General features: G+C 65.7%; 17 protein-coding genes and 1 riboswitch. Of the genes, 6 read left to right on the top strand and 11 right to left on the bottom strand.

Annotated features, from left to right (window positions below):
• Positions 1-526 precede the first annotated feature (526 nt).
• The 5 genes from lnt to ACNEOT_RS15475 all read right to left on the bottom strand — a co-directional run bounded on the left by lnt (position 527) and on the right by ACNEOT_RS15475 (position 6,171).
• Positions 527-2,119 carry an apolipoprotein N-acyltransferase gene (gene lnt / locus ACNEOT_RS15495; RefSeq protein WP_415974912.1) on the bottom strand — a complete coding sequence of 531 codons (1,593 nt, stop codon included), beginning with the start codon at positions 2,117-2,119 and terminating at the stop codon, positions 527-529.
• Entirely contained in the window at positions 2,109-3,662 is a 1,554-nt protein-coding gene (locus ACNEOT_RS15490; protein WP_415975220.1) for an amidohydrolase, read from the bottom strand. The genes lnt and ACNEOT_RS15490 overlap by 11 nt, the downstream gene beginning before the upstream one ends.
• 59 nt (positions 3,663-3,721) lie before the next feature.
• Positions 3,722-4,255, bottom strand: a complete 534-nt coding sequence (locus ACNEOT_RS15485) for an FxsA family protein (RefSeq protein WP_415974910.1) — start codon at positions 4,253-4,255, stop codon at positions 3,722-3,724.
• Between the two features lie 82 nt (positions 4,256-4,337).
• On the bottom strand, positions 4,338-4,994 hold the full coding sequence (locus tag ACNEOT_RS15480) for a response regulator (protein ID WP_415974909.1): 657 nt from the start codon (positions 4,992-4,994) through the stop codon (positions 4,338-4,340).
• Positions 4,995-5,010: 16 nt separating this feature from the next.
• A complete protein-coding gene (locus ACNEOT_RS15475) occupies positions 5,011-6,171 on the bottom strand; it encodes a sensor histidine kinase (RefSeq protein WP_415974908.1) in 1,161 nt (386 codons plus the stop codon).
• A gap of 17 nt (positions 6,172-6,188) precedes the next feature.
• Here ACNEOT_RS15475 and ACNEOT_RS15470 point away from each other — a divergent pair, with 17 nt between their 5' ends.
• From ACNEOT_RS15470 to ACNEOT_RS15460, 3 genes are read left to right on the top strand one after another with little or no spacing between them, the layout of a single operon-like run.
• On the top strand, positions 6,189-6,956 hold the full coding sequence (locus ACNEOT_RS15470) for a TSUP family transporter (RefSeq protein ID WP_415974907.1): 768 nt from the start codon (positions 6,189-6,191) through the stop codon (positions 6,954-6,956).
• A gap of 11 nt (positions 6,957-6,967) precedes the next feature.
• A complete protein-coding gene (locus tag ACNEOT_RS15465; protein ID WP_415974906.1) occupies positions 6,968-8,494 on the top strand; it encodes a TldD/PmbA family protein in 1,527 nt (508 codons plus the stop codon).
• The gene (locus tag ACNEOT_RS15460) at positions 8,491-9,903 is read left to right on the top strand and encodes a metallopeptidase TldD-related protein (protein ID WP_415974905.1); all 1,413 of its coding nucleotides are present in this window, start codon (positions 8,491-8,493) and stop codon (positions 9,901-9,903) included. The genes ACNEOT_RS15465 and ACNEOT_RS15460 overlap by 4 nt, the downstream gene beginning before the upstream one ends.
• A gap of 5 nt (positions 9,904-9,908) precedes the next feature.
• Here ACNEOT_RS15460 and ACNEOT_RS15455 read toward each other — a convergent pair whose 3' ends face one another.
• From ACNEOT_RS15455 to cobN, 3 genes are all read right to left on the bottom strand, one after another.
• Complete coding sequence (locus ACNEOT_RS15455) at positions 9,909-10,334, bottom strand: VOC family protein (RefSeq protein ID WP_415974904.1); 426 nt, start codon at positions 10,332-10,334, stop codon at positions 9,909-9,911.
• 82 nt (positions 10,335-10,416) lie between these two features.
• Positions 10,417-10,797 (bottom strand): PPOX class F420-dependent oxidoreductase, encoded by a 381-nt coding sequence (locus ACNEOT_RS15450; protein WP_415974903.1) that lies wholly within the window; start codon positions 10,795-10,797, stop codon positions 10,417-10,419.
• An 18-nt stretch (positions 10,798-10,815) separates the two neighbouring features.
• Positions 10,816-14,421, bottom strand: coding sequence for a cobaltochelatase subunit CobN (gene cobN / locus ACNEOT_RS15445; protein WP_415974902.1), 3,606 nt, complete (start codon positions 14,419-14,421; stop codon positions 10,816-10,818).
• 73 nt (positions 14,422-14,494) lie between these two features.
• Positions 14,495-14,573: riboswitch (cobalamin riboswitch) on the bottom strand.
• 82 nt (positions 14,574-14,655) lie between these two features.
• On the opposite strand from cobN, the gene cobG reads away from it, so the two are divergent.
• Genes cobG through ACNEOT_RS15430 form a run of 3 tightly spaced genes read left to right on the top strand, consistent with a single transcriptional unit; the run spans position 14,656 to position 17,972 of the window.
• Positions 14,656-15,786 (top strand): precorrin-3B synthase, encoded by a 1,131-nt coding sequence (gene cobG, locus ACNEOT_RS15440; protein WP_415974901.1) that lies wholly within the window; start codon positions 14,656-14,658, stop codon positions 15,784-15,786.
• 54 nt (positions 15,787-15,840) lie between these two features.
• Positions 15,841-16,467 carry a precorrin-8X methylmutase gene (locus ACNEOT_RS15435; protein WP_415974900.1) on the top strand — a complete coding sequence of 209 codons (627 nt, stop codon included), beginning with the start codon at positions 15,841-15,843 and terminating at the stop codon, positions 16,465-16,467.
• The gene (locus ACNEOT_RS15430) at positions 16,464-17,972 is read left to right on the top strand and encodes a precorrin-2 C(20)-methyltransferase (RefSeq protein ID WP_415974899.1); all 1,509 of its coding nucleotides are present in this window, start codon (positions 16,464-16,466) and stop codon (positions 17,970-17,972) included. Before ACNEOT_RS15435 ends, ACNEOT_RS15430 begins: the two co-directional genes overlap by 4 nt.
• Here the strand turns inward: ACNEOT_RS15430 and ACNEOT_RS15425 are convergent.
• From ACNEOT_RS15425 to ACNEOT_RS15415, 3 genes are read right to left on the bottom strand one after another with little or no spacing between them, the layout of a single operon-like run.
• On the bottom strand, positions 17,955-18,755 hold the full coding sequence (locus ACNEOT_RS15425; RefSeq protein ID WP_415975219.1) for a cobalt-precorrin-6A reductase: 801 nt from the start codon (positions 18,753-18,755) through the stop codon (positions 17,955-17,957). The genes ACNEOT_RS15430 and ACNEOT_RS15425 overlap by 18 nt on opposite strands.
• A complete protein-coding gene (gene cbiE, locus ACNEOT_RS15420) occupies positions 18,698-19,990 on the bottom strand; it encodes a precorrin-6y C5,15-methyltransferase (decarboxylating) subunit CbiE (protein WP_415974898.1) in 1,293 nt (430 codons plus the stop codon). Before cbiE ends, ACNEOT_RS15425 begins: the two co-directional genes overlap by 58 nt.
• Positions 19,963-20,721: an SDR family NAD(P)-dependent oxidoreductase gene (locus ACNEOT_RS15415; RefSeq protein WP_415974897.1), complete on the bottom strand. Its 759-nt coding sequence runs from the start codon at positions 20,719-20,721 to the stop codon at positions 19,963-19,965. Before ACNEOT_RS15415 ends, cbiE begins: the two co-directional genes overlap by 28 nt.
• Positions 20,722-20,730 lie beyond the last annotated feature (9 nt).

Here is a 20,730-nt window from a genome sequence, read left to right as displayed (position 1 = left end):
GGTCTGCGTTCGTGTCGATTCACACACGTTCGGTGGTGATAGAGCTCTGTATCGATTCGTCGCACACTGCCGACAGGATTGAAACAGGGCGGAGTCCTGGTTCTATGCTGGGAACCAGACCGCCGGTTTGTGAATCGAGCGACTGGGCTCCGTCGGTTTCGACAACTCGTACAACACGAACATCCCCTCCCCGCCAGGCGTACGACACTCTCGAAAGTTCGCGTCGATACGGACTTTCACATCGACGCGAGATCGTCGACCGCCCGCTGAAGTCGCACTCGAAGTTCGGTGTGAAGCACCTTCAGCGGCCCTCAAAGATACAACATCGATCGGATTCTTTTGTGCAGTAATCATAAGAACCATCGATTGCCGCCTTCAGCCTGTTACAGAAGTGACCTCCAGTGCCACTCGAACAGATGCTATTCGGTCGAACGAATGACTCGGCACGGCGAGTCGCATGACGTCGGCCGTCGTTTTCGAACTCCGAGATGTGAAACACGAGGAAATTACCGACTCGTCGATTGTTTCAGGAGGACGGGCGCCGCCGGCCGGTCACGAGTGCCGCGCCGAGAGCTACGACCGCGGCCAGGCACAACACCAGCTCGGATCCGGAGCCGAGGCGAGTGGCAACGGTCTGCGATTGTCGCAGTACAACTCTGGACACCAGCACGTCAGCGGTGAAGAGCGGCGTCTGTTGCAGGACGTCACCGCTCGGCGAGACGATCGCGCTGACGCCGCTCGTAGCGGCCACCACGACAGTTCTGCCGTGCTCGACGGCCCGCACTCTGGACATCGCGAGTTGTTGATAGGTCATTTCGGTGTCGCCGAAGGTCGCGTTGTTGGTGGGAATCGCGATGAACTCCGCGCCCGCGCGGACCGATTCTTCGAGGGCGCGATCGAATGCGACCTCATAGCACGTGGCTATTCCGGCGGCTATTCCCGCAGTGCGTACCACTCCGTTTCCGGTACCGGGAACGAAATAACCCGCTCGGTCGGCATATTCCGAAAACAATCGAAAAAAGCTTCGGAAAGGCAAGTATTCGCCGAACGGTTGAATGATCTTCTTGTCGTGCCGTTCACCCGGCCCATTCGTACCGTTCCACGCAATCACCGAATTCGTGTTCGTGCCATCGGCATTGACCAGCACCGTGCCGACGAGAATCGGAGCACCGACAGCCACCGATGCCTGTGTGATGAGCGTTGCAGCATCGGAATTCCTCAACGGATCGATATCGGATGCGTTCTCGGGCCACACGACGAGATCAGGGGCGGGCTGCCTACCTGCTTCGACATCGGCGGCCAGCGCCATCGTCTCCCTGACATGATTGTCCAGAACCGCTCGCCGCTGTGCATTGAAGTCCAGGCCGAGTCGCGGAACGCTTCCCTGGACGGCTGCCACGGTCACCGTCCGTTCGTTCCCCTCGGGTGTGTCGTCGGTGTGCAGCGTCGGTAGCAATGCGAGCGCCACGATGGACGCGACGGTCGTTGCGGCGACCGGTCCGAGGTACGAACGCATTCCGTCTCGCCGACCGACCGTAACCAGCAGCGCCGCCGTTCCGGTTCCGGTCAGTGCCACACCGAAACTGAGCAACGGTGCCCCGCCGATGCTCGCCAAGGGCAGCAGCCAGCCCTCGGGTTGTCCGAAAGCCAACCGGCCCCAGGGGAAGCCCCCGAAGGGGACGCTCGATCGCAGCCATTCGGTCAGGCTCCACGCCAACGCCATCGCCAGAGGCCACCAGGAACTGCGTGCTGCCAGCACACCGAGTACGCCGAACAAGCCGACGAACACGGATTCGGCTGCAGCGAGTGCCAGCCAGGGCATCGGTCCCACGTACACCCCGATCCACGGAAGCAGCGGAACGAAGAATCCGAGTCCGGCGGCGAACCCGTAGCCGAATCCCGCTTTCAGTGGCACCGACCTTCGCCCGCCGAAGCCGGTCAGAACGAGGGCCAGCAGCGCAATACCGAGCGGTGCCAGGAACCACAGGGTTCGCGGAGGAAAGCTGCCGAATATCAGCGCGCCGCCGGCGACGGACAGCAGCGTGGACACAGCCGTCCGGCGCAACCGCTCCCCTCGGGTGAACACCGTTCCGGGAAGCGAGCCCTTGTCACTGCTCATGGATGACCTGTCCACGGTGGACGGTCATGGAGCACCGAGGGCGCTCGGACGACGGGTCGAGACCGGGCAAGGGCGCTACTCCCGCGCGAGGGTCCGTGGACCACCGTTGGACGCTGTCCTTCGGAGCACGCACGACGAGTTCGTCGACGTTCCACACCGCGAACGACGCGGGTGCGCCGGGCACCAGGGTGCCGGCGAGACCGTCTCGGACTCCGCCCGCGCGCCACGCGCCGCGCGTGGCGGCCGAGAAGGCTGCCCTCGGCGAGATGGCACTGCCCGGGGTGTGGTGGTTGACGGCAGCTCCGACCGTTGCCCACGGATCGAGTCGGGTGACCGGTGCATCCGAACCGAAAGCGAGGGAAACCCCCGCCGACGCCAGGCGGGCGAACGGATGGAGCGCGGCGGCTCGATCCGCACCGAGCCGCTGTGCGTACAGTCCGTCCGAACCTCCCCACATCGCGTCGAACATCGGTTGCATGCTGGCGATCACACCCCACGAGGCCAATCGATCGGCCTGGTCCGGTGTCACCATCGCCAAGTGCTCGAGCCGGTGCCCGCGCGCAGCGACAGCAGGAGTTCCGAGCTCGGCCACCACCCGCTCGAACGCGAGAACAGCAGCCGACACCGCAGCATCACCGATGACGTGGAACCCTGCTTGAACTCCGGCCGTGGTGCAGGCCGAGATGTGCGCGGCTATCGCGTCGACGTCCTCGTACGACACACCCGATCCTGGGCCGTCCGCATACGGCGACGACAACCACGCGGTGCGCGATCCGAGCGAGCCGTCGACGAAGATGTCACCGGCCAGCCCATGGGCTCCGGTGTCGCCGAGCAACTGCTGTGCCTGCTCGGCCGTCTCCACCAGCTCCCCCCAGTAGCCGCGAACTTCCACCCCGTGCTCGGTCGCCATCAGTTCACGGAAATCGTCGACACCCGAGATGATCGGACCGGCGCATTCGTGAACGGCGACAATTCCCTGCGCGGCGGCGTGGTCGAGCGCTGCCATGCGAGCCCGGGTACGGGTGTCGGTGGTGAGCATGGAGCGAGCCACCGTCCGCGCGAGGTGGTGTGCGTCGGCGGTGAGCGGAGCCTGCGGCGAGAAACCGCCGGCAGATTCGATGCCGGTCGCGGCGACTCGCAACGGTGTGGAGGCCGCGGCCGAGTGCGAATCGATGCGAGTGAGATACACCGGGCGACCCGGAGCCGCTGTATCGAGATCGGCTGTCGACGGTGCGCGGCGTTCGGGCCACTCGGATTCGTCCCAGCCGTGGCCCCAGACGAGTGCGGTCGGTGACTCCGATGCATGCTCGGCGAGCATCCTCATGCACTGGACGAGTGACGAGCAGTCGGACAGGTCGAGTCCGATCAGCGACAGTCCCAGATCGGTGACGTGCACGTGAGTGTCGACGAATGCCGGTGCCACGAAGGCACCGGCCAGGTCGGTGACGTCGACTCCTGGATGAAGCGCTCGCCCGGTGCGATCCTCACCGATCCAACTGACTATCCCATCGGTCACGGCCATCGCGGTGGCGTCCGACGCCATCGGACTGTAGATCCGTCCGCCGCAGAACAATTCGGTGGTCACGGATTACCAGTGTGCCCCTACGGGTTGCGCTTTCGGAAATCCCCTGGCGTGAGATCGATCCGGTCGGCCTCGATCACCTGTCCTTTCAGGATCAGCGATCCGGATGCCGTCGACGCTTGCGTACTGCCGTCCACTCGATCGTCGAGGATCTCGCCGTCGATGACGGTGGGACGCATGCGTCGTGTCGCGGTCGCAACCTGAGGCAGCCAGCGCGCGGCGGCCCACATCACTGCGGGACGCAGCAGCCAGCGCGTCGGGGGGATCAACAACAGCAGGCCGATCACGGTGGTGACCAGTCCGGGCACGAACATTGCAACCGACCCTGCTGCGAACAGGGCACCATCGGCCACCGCACCGCCCGCCGACCGCTCGCCTCGCGACGCCCTCCGCAGACCGTCCAACACGCGCCTGCCCTGCGAGCGCACCAGCACAGAGCCGACCAGGGATCCGCCGATCAACAGCACGACGGTCCAGAGCACACCGAGCGCATTTCCCACGGCAACAAGCGCTGCAACCTCGACCACGACATAGAGTACGAACAGAGCGAGCATGACGGTCCTTTCTTCGCTTCATTCGTACAACGCACGGGGCGTCGAAATCGCTCCCGACTCGTCCAGCTTGCCGGGAAGTTCTCTACGAACCCGGTCGGACGAGACCGGTCTCGTACGCCAGAACGACGGCCTGGACTCGATCTCGGACACTCAGCTTCGTCAGAATTCGGCCGATGTGAGTCTTGATCGTCGCCTCCGACAGATGCAGCACCGCCGCGATCTCGGCGTTGGACAAACCGGTCGCCAGATGAATCAGTACCTCGCGCTCACGTGCGGTGAGCGCGTCGAGAATCGACGCATCGGTGCTCGGCGAAGACTGGGCAACGAACCGCGAGAGCAAACGTTTGGTGACCTTCGGCGACACGACGGCATCGCCTGCGGCCACGCTGCGAATTGCCGAGACCAAGTCCTCCGGTGGTGTGTCCTTGAGCAGGAATCCGCTTGCACCGGCACGTAGAGCACCCAGAACGTGTTCGTCGAGATCGAAGGTCGTCATCACCAGAACCCTTGCCTCGGAACCGGATTCGGTGATGGTTCGGGTTGCGGCCACCCCGTCGATGCCGGGCATGCGAACATCCATCAGCACCACAGCAGGTGCCAGTCGGGCGACGGCCTCGACGGCACCTGCGCCGTCGGAGGCCTCCCCGACCACCTCGATGTCGTCCTGTGCCTCGAGCACCATGTTCAATCCCATGCGCATCAGTTCCTGGTCGTCCACGACGACAACGGTGATCGGCACCGATCCAACCTAGCCCTCACTCGATCGGAAGCGTTGCCCGCACGAGCCAATTACCGTGTGGAGTTCGACCGGCTTGCAGAGTGCCCTGCAGTACAGCGACTCGTTCGCGCATCCCGAGCAGACCGTGTCCGCCGCCCCCCGTCGACGACGTTCCGCCGCCCGAACCGTTGTCGGAGATCTCGACGGTGACCACCTCGTCCTCGCGCACGACCTTCACGACTGCACGTGGAGCATGTCCTGCATGCCGCAGGACGTTGGTGAGCGATTCCTGCACCAGGCGGTGGACTCCGAGGCTGATCGCCGGGCTGATGTCGTCGAGGTTCCCGGTCTGTTCGAGTTCGACGTTCAGTCCGGCACGACCCATCATCTCGACGACGCGAGCAAGGCCTGCGGTGCCGTACTGAGGCATGTCGTCCGATTCCGGTGACGTGCGCAGCAGTGCGACGGTTCGACGCAACTCCGCCAGCGCCAGCCGACCGGTGGCGGAGATGTTCGCGACTGCCTGCTCCGCACGTTCGGGATTGCGCCTGATCGCGTACGAGGCGCCGTCGGCCTGGACCACCATGACACTGACACCGTGGGCGATGACGTCGTGCAGTTCGCGAGCGATACGCGTGCGCTCCATGTGCACAGCATCTTCGGCTCGACGGTCGCGGTCGTACTCGGCCACGATCAGACGGGCCTGCATCGCTTCGTCGTAGGCCCTGCGCGCTCCGAGGAACTCGGCGGCGACCCACGACAGTGCGTACAGCAGTGCGCCGAACAGCAAGGTCGTCAGCACCGGCTGGTCGAACAGGAACAGTGAGCCGACGGTGTATGCGGCCAGCGCGACGGCATAGACGGCTCCCTGCGCTCGACCCACGTACGCGACCAGGGTGTAGAGCATGATCGGCAGCGCCAGGGCGGCCGGATGACCGTTGTAGGCGTCGCCCGCCATGCGTCCTGCGATGTCGGAGGTCAGCGTCGTCGCGAGTGCCAGCGCGGCGATGGAGCGAGGTAGTCGGCGCCGCCACGCGACGGGAACCGTCAGCACCACCGAGAAAACCAGGAACAACGGTCCGTTCAGCCCGTCGACCGAGCTGACGAACACCAGGATCTCGACGACGAACAGTCCGAGCGCCAGCAGTGCATCGGCCACGAAGGGTTGCCCACGGAGCCACAGACTGAATCGACGCATGTGATTGAGTTTGCCGTATGACTGCTGCCGACTGGGGACTGCTGATGGTGGCCGCGACGGCAGCAGGCTGGGTCGATGCCGTGGTGGGCGGAGGCGGTCTCATCCTGCTGCCAGCGATCCTCCTCGTGGCACCTCAGCTCACTCAGCAGGCAGCGCTGGCGACCAACAAGGCGACCGCTGTGTTCGGTACCGTCGCCGCCGTCGTCACCTTCGCGCGGAAAGTCACGCTGAACTGGACGGTGTTGATCCCGGCAGGTGTCCTCGCGGCCGTGACCTCGGCGGCCGGAGCCGCTGCGGTGTCTCTGATCGACCGCGAACTGTTCGTCCCGATCATCATGGTCGTGCTCGTCGGCGTGGCCGTTCTCGTGACGTGCCGTCCGACCATCGGTCGAACGGCAGCGCCGTCGCCGCCGACCCATCGCAAGGTTCTGATCGTCGTCGCGCTCGCAGCGGCGGGAATCGGCTTCTACGACGGCATCCTCGGGCCGGGCACCGGGACGTTTCTCATCATCGTCTTCGCCACGATGCTCGGAACGGAGTTCGTGCGCAGTGCTGCGATGGCCAAGGTGATCAACGTCGGGTCCAACATCGGCGCCCTGGCCTTCTTCGCCGTCACCGGCAGCGTCTACTGGCAGCTGGGCGCGGCCATGGCTGTGTGCAACGTGTTCGGTGCCGTTCTCGGGTCGAGGACAGCGGTCGCACGAGGAGCCGGATTCGTCCGAATCGTTCTGCTCGTCGTGGTGGTGGGGATGGTCGTTCGGCTCGGTTGGCAACAGTTCGGCTAGCGTCAGCATCTGTGACGAGACAATCGGATCGGTCGGTCGATGCAGACTTCCTCGCTCTGCCCTTGCGGGCCATTGCGGACGCCGCACTGAGTACGGCACGGGCGGCAGGGGCGACCCACGCCGATGTTCGCGTGCAGCGGTTGACGACGCAGTCGCTCTCGTTGCGCGACGGCTCCGTTCAGTCGGCAATCGATGCCGGTGAGATCGGTCTCGCCGTGCGGGTCGTGGTCGACGGCACCTGGGGTTTCGCCTCTCACGCCGAACTCGGCATCGACGCAGCCGCAACCACCGCTCGGAGTGCAGTCGAGGTGGCGACAGCGCTGCGCGCACTCAACCGCGAACGCGTCGAGCTTGCTGCCGAGCCGGTGTACGCGAATGCGACTTGGGTCTCCGAGTACGACGTCGACCCGTTCGAGGTACCGACCGGAGAGAAGGTGGCTCTGCTGGCAGAGTATTCGTCTCGACTGGCCGCTTCGGACGGCGTCGACCACGTCACCGCCTCGGTTCTGCAGGTCAAGGAGCAGTCGTTCTACGCGGATCTGGCAGGCAGCAGCATCACTCAGCAGCGGGTGCGACTTCATCCGCAGTTCGAGGCCACCACGGTGGATCGATCCGCCGGTGCGTTCGAGACCATGCGCACGCTCGCACCACCCGTCGGACGCGGCTGGGAATACCTGGGTGAGCACAGCACGTGGGACTGGGCCGACGAATTGGCCCGCATCCCCGAATGGTTGGCCGAGAAGGTGAAGGCACCGTCCGTGGTGGCCGGACCGACCGACCTGGTCATCGATCCGACCAATCTGTGGCTCACCATTCACGAATCCATCGGGCACGCAACGGAATACGATCGGGCAATCGGCTACGAGGCCGCCTACGCCGGCACCTCGTTCGCTACCCCGGACCAGCTGGGTACGTTGCGATACGGATCGCCCATCATGCACGTCACCGCCGACCGAACCGAGACCAACGGACTGGCCAGCATCGGTTGGGACGACGACGGAGTGGCCTCGCAGAAATGGGATCTGGTCCGCGACGGAACGCTGGTCGGTTACCAACTCGATCGCGTCTTCGCCCCCAAGCTCGGGCTGGAGCGGTCCAATGGGTGTTCGTACGCCGACTCCCCGCACCACGTTCCGATCCAGCGGATGGCGAACGTATCGCTGCAGGCCGATCCCGACACCGACCGATCCACCGCCGACGTCATCGGTGAGGTCGAGGACGGCATCTATGTCGTCGGTGACAAATCCTGGTCGATAGACATGCAGCGCTACAACTTCCAGTTCACCGGCCAACGCTTCTACCGGATCCGCAACGGCGTGCTCGACGGCCAGGTGCGTGACGTGGCGTACCAGGCGACGACCACCGAATTCTGGGGCTCGATGGAACTGCTCGGCGGACAGTCCACCTGGCGGCTCGGCGGCGCATTCAACTGCGGGAAAGCTCAGCCAGGCCAGGTGGCCGCCGTCAGCCACGGCTGCCCCGTCGCGCTCTTTCGCGGCGTCAACGTACTCAACACCCGATCGGAGGCAGGTCGATGATCGCGCCGCAGCAGGTGATCGAACGCGCGCTCGCCTGCGCGAGCGTGGACGACACCATCGTCATCGTCACCGACTCCAGTGACGCAACACTGCGGTGGGCCGGAAACTCCATGACCACCAACGGCATTGCCACCTCCAGGCGGTGGGAAGTGATCTCGATCGTGCGAGAGGCGGACACCTCTCGCGTGGGCACTGTCTCTCGCGTGGGCACCGTCTCTCGCGTAGGCACCGTGTCGTCGACGAGTGTCGACCCGGACGACATCGAGGCCGTCGTGCGTGCAAGCGAAGCGGCAGCCCGATCGGCGCAGCCCGCCGACGACGCGATGCCGCTTCTGCACGACGATCCGGTCGGTGCAGCCTCCGGCCAGGACGGTTGGGACCGCGGTGCACAGCACACGTCGATCGACGTGTTCGGCACGCTGGCAACGGAATTGAACGTCGGGTTCGACGGTGACGACACGCTGTACGGATTCGCCCAGCACACCGTCGACAACGTCTGGCTCGGAACTTCCACCGGCCTGCGCCGCACCTTCACCCAACCGACCGGATCGGTGGAGATCAACGGCAAGCGCTCCGGGGCGAGCGCCTGGGTTGGCGCCGGGACGACCGACTTCCAGGACGTGTCCGTCGAAACGATGTTGGCCGAGTTGTCCACCCGTCTCGGCTGGGCTCGGAACACGATCGAACTGCCCGCCGGTCGCTACGAGACCGTGCTGCCGCCGTCGGCCGTGGCCGATCTGATGATCTACCTGATGTGGACCATGGAAGGACGCGGAGCGCAGGAGGGCCGCACCGCGCTTTCGCGGGCAGGCGGAACGCGTGTGGGCGAGAAGCTCACCGATCTGCCGCTCACGCTGTACTCCGATCCACGCGCAGTTGGACTCGAGTACGCGCCGTTCGTGGTCGCCGGATCGTCGAGTGATTCGGTGTCGGTGTTCGACAACGGCCTGGACATCGAGCGCGTCGACTGGGTGCGCGACGGTTCGGTCGCGGCCTTGTCCTATCCCCGTGCCGCGGCGCAGAAATTCGGCGCACCCGTCGCGGTACCGGGAAACAATCTCGTCATGACCGGCGGCACCGATACCCGTCTGGACGAGATGGTGGCCGCAACAGAGCGCGGCCTGCTGCTGACCACGCTCTGGTACATCCGCGAGGTCGATCCGACCTCGCTGTTGCTCACCGGACTGACCAGAGACGGCGTCTACCTGATCGAGGACGGTCGAATCACCGGCGCGGTGAACAACTTCCGCTTCAACGAGAGCCCGATCGACCTGTTACGACGCGTCACCGAGGCGGGCACGACCGAGGCAACACTGCCGCGCGAGTGGAAGGACTGGTTCACTCGCACGGCCATGCCGCCGCTGCGCATCCCCGACTTTCACATGTCCTCGGTGAGCGCAGCGCAGTAGTGGGTTTACTTGTCGGGACCTGAGAGTTCGAGAGCGATGTTGTCGGGATCGCGGAACTCGACGATCGACAAACCTGGGCCTGCGTCCTTGATGCCCTCGTGCGCGATGCCCAACTCGTCGAGCGTCTTCACGGCATCCTCGAGTGCAGCCCGGGTGTCGACGGTGAAACTCAGGTGATCGAGGCCGCAGCGGTCTTCTGCGAAGGTGTCGTCGCTCGGTGCGACCGGTCGTAGACCGAGCAGCCCGCCGCCGAACTTGTAGATGACACCGCCGAACAGGAACCACAGTGCCTTTTTGGTCTCCTCGTCCGCGTCGGGATCCCAGGAGTACGCGACGTCGAAGCCGAACACCGAGTCGTAGAACGACCGAGAGCGGTCGATGTCACTGACGGTGAGGCGAACATGGTTGTAATCGGTCACAGCGATAGGCACGTGGTGCTCCATTCCGGCAGCAGGGAAGCTGCATCATGAAGCATTCGGAACCACGCATGCGATCGATGGTGTCCATCGCGACTCAGGCTGCGGTGATCGCCAGCCCGACCGAGCCGCTCTTGCCCCGACGCAGCACGCTGCCCTTGACGGTGAGCCATCCGAGGATGCCGTATTTGGACGCAATCGCTGCACGGGCCCTCTCGGTCTCGGTCGCGTCGAGAATCTCGGCCCGCGCGTCGACCGCGTCGCCCTGGGGGTTACCGCGCATGTCGCACGGGGCAAGGGTGACTGCCGAGTTGCGGCGAATGCGCTTGACCTTCCACGAATCGGCCACCGTCCAGACGAGCAGCCGATCTCCGTCGAGGGCACCCCACAGCGGCGTCGGCACCCCGGTGCCGTCTTTCTTGAACGTCGTCAGCAGTACGTATTTGCCCTTGGCAATATCTTCGAAGGTGGCAGCCATACCGCTCAGAGTACGTCGCTAGTCCCCTTCGAGCTCGCCCTCGGTTTCCAGATACACCTGGCGCAACCCGTCGAGAATCTGCTTGTCCGGCTCGGCCCACATCTTTCGCTCCGCTGCCTCGAGCAACCGCTCCGCAATGCCGTGCAGCGCCCACGGATTGGACTGCTGCATGAACTTCTGGTTCTGCTCGTCGAGCACATACGTCTCGGCCAGCTTCTCGTACATCCAGTCCTGCACCACATCGGTTGTCGCGTCGTAGCCGAACAGGTAGTCCACCGTCGCCGCCATCTCGAACGCGCCCTTGTAGCCGTGCCTACGCATCGCTTCGAGCCACTTGGGGTTCACCACGCGGGCCCGGAACACCCGTGCGGTTTCTTCCGAAAGGGTGCGGGTACGAACCGATTCCGGTCGTGTGCTGTCGCCGATGTACGCCTCGGGCGACTTCCCGGTCAACGCACGCACCGTTGCGACCATGCCGCCGTGATACTGGAAGTAGTCGTCGGAATCGGCGATGTCGTGCTCACGCGTGTCGGTGTTCTTCGCGGCGACGGCAATGCGCTTGTAGGCGGTGCGCATGTCGTCCGAGGCAGGAACGCCGTCGAGACCGCGACCGTACGCGAAGCCGCCCCACGTGGTGTAGACCTGCGCCAGGTCGTCGTCGCTGCGCCAGGTCTTGCTGTCGATCAACTGCAGCAGACCCGCACCGTACGTGCCCGGTTTGGATCCGAAAATTCTTGTGGTGGAACGTCGTTCGTCGCCGTGCTCGGCCAGATCGGCCTGCGCGTGCGCCCGCACGAAGTTCTGCTCGGCCGGCTCGTCCAACGCGGCGACCATCCGGACCGCATCGTCGAGCAGTGCCAGCACGTGGGGGAACGCGTCACGGAAGAAGCCGCTGATACGCACCGTCACGTCGATGCGGGGACGGCCGAGTTCTTCGAGGTCGATTACTTCGAGTCGCGTGACCCGTCGGGACGCCTCGTCCCATACCGGCGAGACGCCCAGCAGGGCGAACACCTCGGCGATGTCGTCGCCGGAGGTGCGCATGGCCGACGTGCCCCATACCGACAGCCCGACAGACTTCGGCCACTCGCCGTGATCCTGGCGGTACCGAGCGAGCAGGGACTCCGCCATCGCCTGCCCGGTCTCCCACGCCAGTTTCGACGGCACGGCCTTGGGATCGACGGAATAGAAATTGCGGCCCGTCGGCAGCACGTTGATCAGCCCTCGCAGAGGTGAACCACTCGGCCCTGCTGCGATGAAACCGCCGTCGAGTGCGTGCAACACCTGGGCGATCTCGCGCGAGGTCCCCCGCAGCCGCGGTACGACCTCGGCCGCGGCGAACTCCAGAATCTGCGCAACCACTGCGCCGTGCTCTCCCGCCACCCGCGCGGCCGCTGCAGGATCCCATTGGCTTGCCTGCATGGCCGCGACGAGTCCGTGGGCCACGGCCTCGATGCTGTCGACACGGGTGCGGTCCTCGTCGCCGTCCTCGCTCAGACCGAGTGCTTCTCGCAGACCGGGGACCGTCTGCTCGCCGCCCCACATCTGCCGAGCGCGGAGCATCGCCAGCACCAGTTCGACCTCGGCGTCTCCGACGGGCTCCTGGCCCAGGATGTGCAGTCCGTCGCGGATCTGCACGTCCTTGATCTCGCACAGCCATCCGTCGACATTGAGCAGCATGTCGTCGAACACTTCCTCGTCGGGGCGCTCCTCGAGGCCGAGGTCCTTGTGCATCTGCGCGGCCGTCATCAGGGTCCAGATCTGCTGCCGGATCGCGGGCAGCTTGGCCGGATCGAGTGCCGAGATGTTCGCGTGCTCGTCCAGCAGTTGCTCGAGCCGAGATATGTCTCCGTAGCTCTCTGCACGCGCCATCGGCGGAATCAGGTGATCCACCAGAGTGGCGTGCGCTCGACGCTTGGCCTGGGTCCCCTCCCCCGGATCGTTGACGAGGAAGGGATAGATCAACGGCAGATCTCCCAGGGCCGCATCGGTTCCGCAAGACGCGGACATGCCGAGCGTCTTGCCCGGCAGCCACTCCAGGTTGCCGTGCTTGCCCAGGTGCACCATCGCGTCGGCACCGAAGCCGCCGTCGGCCTGGGCGGCCGAGATCCAGCGATATGCCGCCAGATAGTGGTGGCTCGGTGGCAGATCCGGGTCGTGATAGATCGCGACCGGCTTCTCGCCGAATCCGCGCGGCGGCTGCACCATGATCACCACATTGCCGAATTGCATTGCGGCGATGACGATCTCACCGTCGGGATCGGCAGACCGGTCGACGTAGAGATCACCCGGAGCGGGGCCCCAGTGCTCGACCACCCCGTCGCGCAGATCCGCGGGAAGCTGCTCGAACCACCGGCCGTACTGCGCGGCGGAGATGCGAATGGGGTTGCCCTCGAGCTGGGCGTCGGTGAGCCAGTTGGGATCCTGGCCGCCGCGGGCGATCAGAGCATGGATGAGCGCGTCACCGTCACGAGCAGCAAGGCCGGGTACCGAATCCGGACCGTCGAGCGGCCCCAGGTCGTAGCCGGCAGTGCGCATGTCGGTCATCAACGCGATCGCGCTGGCCGGAGTGTCGAGTCCGACGGCGTTGCCGATCCGTGCATGTTTGGTGGGATAGGCCGAGAACATCAGGGCGATGCGGCGATCGGCAGCCGGGATGTGCCGCAGCCGTGCATGCCGTACGGCGATGCCTGCCACCCGAGCTGCGCGCTCGTGATCCGGGACGTACGTGGTCAAGCCGTCGTCGTCGATCTCCTTGAACGAGAACGGGACCGTGATGAGACGGCCGTCGAATTCCGGTACCGCGACCTGAGTCGCCACGTCCAGCGGGGAGAGTCCGTCATCGTTCTCGGCCCACGTGGCTCGAGAACTCGTCAGGCACAGACCCTGCAGAATCGGCACGTCGAGGGCGGCCAACTCGGCGACGTTCCAGGATTCGTCGTCCCCGCCGGCCGACGCTCCGGCCGGTTTGGTTCCTCCTGCAGCCAGGACGGTGACGATCAGAGCGTCCGCGGATTTCAGGGTGTCGAGCAGGTCGGCTTCCGCGGTGCGGAGCGAGGCGCAGTAGATCGGGAGCGCGGTGGCTCCGGCGTTCTCCACTGCTGTGGCAAGCGCATCGATGTACGTGGTGTTTCCGGCCAGATGCTGAGCGCGGTAGTACAGGATCGCCACCGTCGGACCGTCTGGGTTCGGCGCCGAGTCGCGCTCGAGGTGGCCCCATGTCGGCAGATGCCGCGGAGCCTCGAAACCGTGACCGGTCAACAACACGGTGTCGGAGAGGAAGTTGTACAGCTGGCGCAGATTCTCGGAACCGCCCTCGGCCAGGTAGTTGTGTGCCTGCGCGGCGACGTTCGCGGGGACGGTCGAGATCTCCATCAGGTCCGCATCCGGAGCCTGTTCACCGCCGAGAACGACGACGGGCAGTCCGGTGGCGAGAACGGCGTCGATGCCGGACTCCCACGACCGCCGTGATCCCAGGATCCGGACGATGATCAACTCGGCCGACTCGGCCATCGCCGGGATGTCCTCGGCGAGCAGTCGCGAGGGGTTGCCCCAGGTGAAGTCGGCTCCACTGGCACGGGCGCTGAGCAGATCGGTGTCCGACGTGGACAGCAGCAAGAACACGGGTAACGCCCTCCTCGGGGGTTTTCGCGCCCCTGAAATCGGTGGATCTTCTCTTCGGCTCGTCGGCGAGAGGGTCTGACTCCGGCCCCGTCTGACAAGGATGCGAAGGGGCGTCACAGTGGCGCGACCGTACCGGATTCTCACCGGTTTCCTCTCGGCCTAAGCCGTGAACATCGAATGCTACCGGGGCGAGCGTGGAATCGGGTCACCCGTTGCGCTTGTAGCCTGGGGAACATGAGTTCGCCAGAGAGGTCGGTGCCCGACGGCTGCCCCGGAGCGCTGACGACACACCTGGCCGCGGATGGGCCGCTGGCGCGGGTCCGGCTGCCTGGCGGAATCGTGCTGCCGGGACAGATGCACGTACTGGCGCAGGCCGCGGCCGAGCTGGGCGACGGCACGTTGGAGCTGACCTCGCGGGGCAATATTCAGGTTCGCTCGGTGTCGGATCCGGACGGCTTCGCGACAAGATTGGCCGATGTCGGGTTGCTTCCGTCCTCGACTCACGAGCGGGTGCGCAACATCCTGGCCTCACCTCTGTCGGGCCGGGTGGGCGGCCTCACCGATGTCCGCACGCTGGTCGGTGCGCTGGACGAGGGCTTGCGTGGGCGAGCCGATCTGGCGGAACTGCCGGGTCGGACGCTGTTCGCCCTCGACGACGGACGGGGCGACCTGTGCGGACTCGAACCGGATTTCGGAGCCTACGCCCAGGCCGACGGGTCGTACGCGGTGCTGTTGGCCGGCCGGGACAGCGGCGTTCGCGTGGACCGCGACGGCGTGGTGTCGACGCTGCTGAACTGCGCCGGTGCGTTCGTCGAACTGCGGCAATCGCAGTGGCGGGTAGCCGAACTGGACGACGGACCGGCCCGAATCGTCGACCGCCTCGGACTCACGGCGGGCCCCTCGCTGCCCGTGCCTGCCCCGGTCGAGGTGCCACCGATCGGGTGGCTCGACCAGGACGACGGCCTGGTGGCGTTGGCTGCTGGGTTGGCCAACGGTGTATTGGGGGCGCGGCTCGCCGAGTTCCTCGCTGCCATCGACCGCCCACTGATCATGACCCCGTGGCGGTCGCTGATCGTGTGCGATCTGGACGAGAAACCCGCCGAGGAAGTCGTTCGAGTTCTGGCCCCGATGGGACTGATCTTCGACGCGGCGTCGCCGTGGATCCGGGTGAGCGCGTGCACCGGATCGCCGGGATGCGAGAAGTCGTTGGCCGACGTACGAGCCGACCTCTCCGCGGCAGTCGATGCCCGGATGACTCCGCGCGACGAGCGGCAACATTGGTCCGGGTGCGAACGGCGTTGCGGACGGCCCAAGGGCGAGGTGACCGACGTCATCGCGACGGGAATCGGCTACCGCGTCTCGTGAGGTGACCCAGACCGGCTTCCGGCTGAGGTGTCCCTCTCCCCTATCGTGAAACGCATGCACGACTACGTCCGCGACGGCGCGGAGATCTACCGACAATCGTTTGCGACCATCCGAGCCGAAGCAGATCTGTCTCGGTTCGCACCGGACGTCGCACAGGTCGTCGTGCGCATGATTCACGCGGTCGGAGAGATCGATCTGACCGAGACCATCGGCTACACCCCAGCCGTCGTGACCTCCGCTCGCGCGGCACTGAACTCGGGCGCGCCGATTCTGTGTGACGCGAACATGGTGGCCGCCGGCATCACTCGTCGCCGACTTCCCGCCGACAACGAGGTGCTGTGCACCCTGTCCGATCCACGGGTGCCGGAGCTGGCGAAGAGGATGGGAACCACGAGAACGGCTGCTGCACTGGAGTTGTGGGGCGACAAGCTCGGCGGAGCCGTCGTCGCCATCGGAAACGCGCCGACCGCACTGTTCCACCTGATGGAAATGCTCGCGGCCGGGGCCCCGAAACCGGCGGCCATCGTCGGCGGCCCGGTCGGGTTCATCGGCGCAGCGGAGTCGAAGGAGGACCTGATCGCGGCCGACCTCGGCGTGGAGTATCTGGTCGTCAGAGGCAGACGTGGCGGCAGCCCTATCACCGTCGCCGCGGTCAATGCCATTGCGAGCGAACAAGAATGACCGGTGCCGGAAAACTGTGGGGAGTCGGTGTCGGACCCGGCGATCCGGAGTTGTTGACCGTCAAGGCCGCTCGCGTGATCGCCGAGGCCGACGTGATCGCTTTCCACAGCGCACAGCACGGCCGCAGCATTTCCCGCGGACTCGCTGCCGGATACATGCGCGACGGGCAGCTCGAGGAACATCTCGTCTATCCGGTCACCACCGAGACCACGGCGCACCCCGGTGGATACCAGGGTGCAATCGACGAGTTCTACGAATCCGCTGCCGCCCGGCTGGCAGCGCACCTCGACGCCGGGCGGTCCGTAGTGCTTCTCGCCGAGGGCGATCCGCTGTTCTACAGCTCGTACATGCACATGCACAAGCGGTTGGCCGATCGCTTCGAGGTCGAGGTTGTGCCCGGCGTGACCTCGGTCAGTGCCGCCTCGGCTGCGCTGGCAACTCCGCTCGTCGAGCGTGACGAGGTGTTCACCGTGCTTCCCGGCACGCTGCCCGCCGACGAACTCACGCGGCGGCTGCGCGGCACCGACGCCGCCGTCATCATGAAACTGGGCCGGACATACCCCACAGTGCTCGAGGCCCTGGAGCGGTCGGGCCGGCTGGACGAGGCACGCTACGTCGAACGCGCCAGCACACCCCGGCAGCGAGTACTCGACGCCGCCGACGCCGACGACGTGCCGTACTTCTCGATGATCGTCGTGCCGAGCCCGTCCAACCGAACCGGAACACCCATCCGCACGGGCGAAGTGGTTGTCGTCGGCCTCGGTCCCGGTGACGACGCCTGGACGACCGACGAGGTGCGCGCCGAGTTGGCCGCCGCCACCGATCTCGTCGGTTACGTCACCTACATCGACCGGGTACCGCTCAGGCCCGGACAGATTCGGCACTCGAGTGACAACAAGGTCGAGTCCGAACGTGCGGCATTCGCACTCGATCTCGCCAAACAAGGTCGCCGAGTAGCCGTGGTGTCCTCGGGCGATCCGGGGGTGTTCGCGATGGCTACGGCGGTGATCGAGGTTGCGGCGGAACAGCAATGGAACTCCGTGCCGGTGCGGGTGGTACCCGGAATGACGGCCGCCAACGCCGTTGCCAGTCGCGTCGGTGCGCCGTTGGGACACGACTACGCAGTCGTCTCGCTCTCGGACCGCCTCAAGCCCTGGGACGTCGTGGCAGCCCGACTCGCGGCGGTGGCCGGAGCCGATATGGCGATCGCGATCTACAACCCGGCCTCGAAGTCGCGGACCTGGCAGGTTGCCGCGATGAAAGAGATTCTGCTCGAGCACCGTTCGTCGCAGACGCCGGTGGTCATCGGACGCGCAGTGGGCAGTCCGGAGGAATCCGTTCGGACCGTGCCCCTCGGCCGACTCGACCCCGACACGATCGACATGCGGTGCCTGCTCATCATCGGATCCTCGATGACCACGGTGGTCGACACGGGAAGCGGGCCGAAGGTGTTCACCTCTCGGCGGTACCCGTCAGAGGGCAGGTCGTCAGGAAGCGGCGCTTGACCGGTTCGCCAACCAGTCCACGGCAGCCGCGACGTCGAACACCGTCGGTGCCGAGCCGGTTCGCACAGGGCGGTCGACAACGAGCACCGGGATCGATGTCACTCGGGCGGCATCGAGCTTGGCTCGCGTCATGTCGCCGCCGCTGTTCTTGGTGATCAACAGGTCGATTCTGTTGTCGGCGAGCAGTGTCGACTCGTGGTCGATGTCGAATGGCCCGCGGCTCAGGTGCAGCGTCATGTGCGGCGGCACCGGGCCGGTCGGAGGGTCGATCGATCTGACCAGAAACCACGAGTGGTCGACACACGCGAAATAGCGAACACCCTGCCTGCCTGTCGTGAGGAACACCCTGCTGCCCGGGGTGATCGCCGACGCCGCGTCGGGCAACGACGCAACCGAGGTCCATCGATCACCCTCGCCCGCGGTCCACGGTGGCCGTGTCAGAACGAGGAGCGCGACTCCCGATGCCCGAGTGGCCTGCTCGGCGTGTGCTCCGATGGTGGAGGCGAATGGGTGCGTCGCATCCACCACCACGTCGATTGCGTTGTCTCGCAGCCACACCGCAAGGGCTTCCGGCCCACCGAAACCACCGATTCGGGTCTGTCCGACGGGCAGTATCGGCCTCGTGACGCGTCCGGCCAGCGAGGTGATCGTGTCGATGCCCTGCACCGTGTCCAGAGCCGACGCGAGTGCCCGCGACTCCGTCGTACCGCCGAGAATCAGGACCTTCACCGTGTGGTCGCACTCCACTGTTTTGTCGCACACCACTGTTTTGTCGCACACCATTGCGTGACCGGCAGCTGTGGTCTCCACGTGGTGAACGCGCCGAGCGGTTCACCGCGATAGATCTGGAACCTGCGGAGCTCTCCGCCGTACATCGCCGCTGCGGCCACCAATATCGAATCCGATTCTGCGGTCACCGAGTTCGCCACCACCCGACCACCGGCGCGTACCGCGTCCCAGCACGCCTCGAGCATGCCGGAGCCGGTCAGCCCGCCACCGATGAACACTGCGTCGGGTACTGCGGCCTCGTCCGAGACGGTCGTGAAGCTCTCGGGCGCTCCGCCGTGCACCATGAGGCCCGGAACTCCCAGCCGTACTGCATTGCTCTCGATCTGCTCACGGCGCGCCCGCGAACTCTCGAACGTCACTGCGCGGCAGGAGCTGTCGGTTCGCATCCACTCGATGGCGATGGTGCCCGAGCCACCCCCGATGTCCCACAACAACTCTCCGGGTGCCGGTGCCAATGCACTCAGGGTCAGTGCTCGAATCTCCTGCTTGGTCATCTGACCGTCTCCGATGTAGGCGGAATCGGCCAGGCCTGGAATGCGACTGTGCCGGGCTGCATCGGGATCTCGAACGCACTCCAGCGCAACGATATTGAGCGGGTCTACGCTCTCGAACACCGACTCGCGGGCGATTCCTGAAGCGACCCTCTCGGCGGGACCGCCGAGCTGCTCGAGCACCGTCATCCCGCTCGCTCCGAAGCCGTTGGCGGACAACACTGCCGCGATTCGGCCCGGAGTGCTGCTCCCCTGGCTCAGTACGAGAATCCGACGACCCTCGGCCAGTTCGGGCAACATCGTCTCGACCGGGCTGTTCACCAACGACACGGTCGTGGTGTGCTGAAGTGCCCACCCCAACCGAGCGCACGCCAGCGACACCGAGGACGGTGCCGGATGCACTCGTAGCCGTTGGGCACCGAACTCCCGCACCAACGTCACTCCGATGCCGTGGAACATCGGATCGCCACTGGCCAGCACGCACACTCGCGAGCCTGCATGGGCGTCGATCATCGGCCGCAGATTCGGCAGCAACGGACTCGGCCAGGTTTCGGTCGCGGCGCAGTGTTCTCGGACCCCCGCAACCTGCCGAGACGAGCCGAACACCACCTCGGCCCGTTCTATTGCCGTGCGGGACGTTCGGGACAGTCCGTCCCAGCCGTCCGCGCCGATTCCCACGACCACGATCGGACTCGGTGCCGGCGTCTCCATCAGCGCGGCATCCTGCGCCAGAGCCATTGTGGCAGTAGGTGCATGGCGAAAAACACCGGTCGCAGAATGCTCGGAACAGCCACGGTGGCGCGTCGCGTACGCAGTGCTTTCACGACACCCTCGGCGACCTTATCGGGTGTACTCGACATGGGTGCCGGAGTCATGCCCTCGGTCATGGAACCGATGACGAATCCGGGACGAGCGAGCAGGAGATGCACCCCGCTACCGTGCAGCGAGTCGCTCAGTCCACTGGCGAACCCGTCGAGGCCGGCTTTCGCGGATCCATACACGTAGTTGGTGCGTCGCACTCGAACACCCGCGACCGACGAGAACACGACCAGGTCGCCGCTCCCCTGCGCCCGAAGAAGCTTCGAGGCATGCGTCAGCACCGAGACCTGAGCCAGAAAGTCGGTGGTGATGACGTCGAGGGCATGCTGAGCGTCGTCCTCGGCGCGTGCTTGATTCCCGAGAATCCCGAACGCGAGAACCACGATCCCCAACGGACCGTGCTGCCGGGCGACCTCTTTCAGAAGCTCCGCGTGGGAGTCCATCGCGTTCGCGTCGAACTCGACGGTGTGCACAGCGTCCGCGCCTGCCTGCTGCACTCGCCGTCGCTCGGCGTCCAGTTCGGTGCTGCGCCGAGCGGCCAGTACGACGGTTCGACCCGGGGCGAGTCGGGTGGCGACTTCGAGCCCGATTTCGCTTCTTCCGCCCAGCAGCAACAGGGTTCCGGCTGCGGGTTCTGCTCGTGTGCTCACAGCGATCAG

It is taken from the genome of Rhodococcus sp. 077-4 (genome assembly GCF_047782425.1).
GTDB lineage: Bacteria > Actinomycetota > Actinomycetes > Mycobacteriales > Mycobacteriaceae > Rhodococcoides.
The sequence above is the reverse complement of the archived record's forward strand: the minus strand, read 5'-3'. Positions and strand labels throughout refer to the sequence as shown.

Coding starts and splice junctions, on each gene's coding strand:
- lnt (WP_415974912.1), bottom strand. CDS start 2,119: ATGAGCAGTGACAAGGGCTCGCTTCCCGGAACGGTGTTCACCCGAGGG.
- ACNEOT_RS15490 (WP_415975220.1), bottom strand. CDS start 3,662: ATGGCGTCGGACGCCACCGCGATGGCCGTGACCGATGGGATAGTCAGT.
- ACNEOT_RS15485 (WP_415974910.1), bottom strand. CDS start 4,255: ATGCTCGCTCTGTTCGTACTCTATGTCGTGGTCGAGGTTGCAGCGCTT.
- ACNEOT_RS15475 (WP_415974908.1), bottom strand. CDS start 6,171: ATGCGTCGATTCAGTCTGTGGCTCCGTGGGCAACCCTTCGTGGCCGAT.
- ACNEOT_RS15470 (WP_415974907.1), top strand. CDS start 6,189: ATGACTGCTGCCGACTGGGGACTGCTGATGGTGGCCGCGACGGCAGCA.
- ACNEOT_RS15460 (WP_415974905.1), top strand. CDS start 8,491: ATGATCGCGCCGCAGCAGGTGATCGAACGCGCGCTCGCCTGCGCGAGC.
- ACNEOT_RS15450 (WP_415974903.1), bottom strand. CDS start 10,797: ATGGCTGCCACCTTCGAAGATATTGCCAAGGGCAAATACGTACTGCTG.
- cobG (WP_415974901.1), top strand. CDS start 14,656: ATGAGTTCGCCAGAGAGGTCGGTGCCCGACGGCTGCCCCGGAGCGCTG.
- ACNEOT_RS15435 (WP_415974900.1), top strand. CDS start 15,841: ATGCACGACTACGTCCGCGACGGCGCGGAGATCTACCGACAATCGTTT.
- ACNEOT_RS15430 (WP_415974899.1), top strand. CDS start 16,464: ATGACCGGTGCCGGAAAACTGTGGGGAGTCGGTGTCGGACCCGGCGAT.
- ACNEOT_RS15425 (WP_415975219.1), bottom strand. CDS start 18,755: ATGGTGTGCGACAAAACAGTGGTGTGCGACAAAACAGTGGAGTGCGAC.
- cbiE (WP_415974898.1), bottom strand. CDS start 19,990: ATGGCTCTGGCGCAGGATGCCGCGCTGATGGAGACGCCGGCACCGAGT.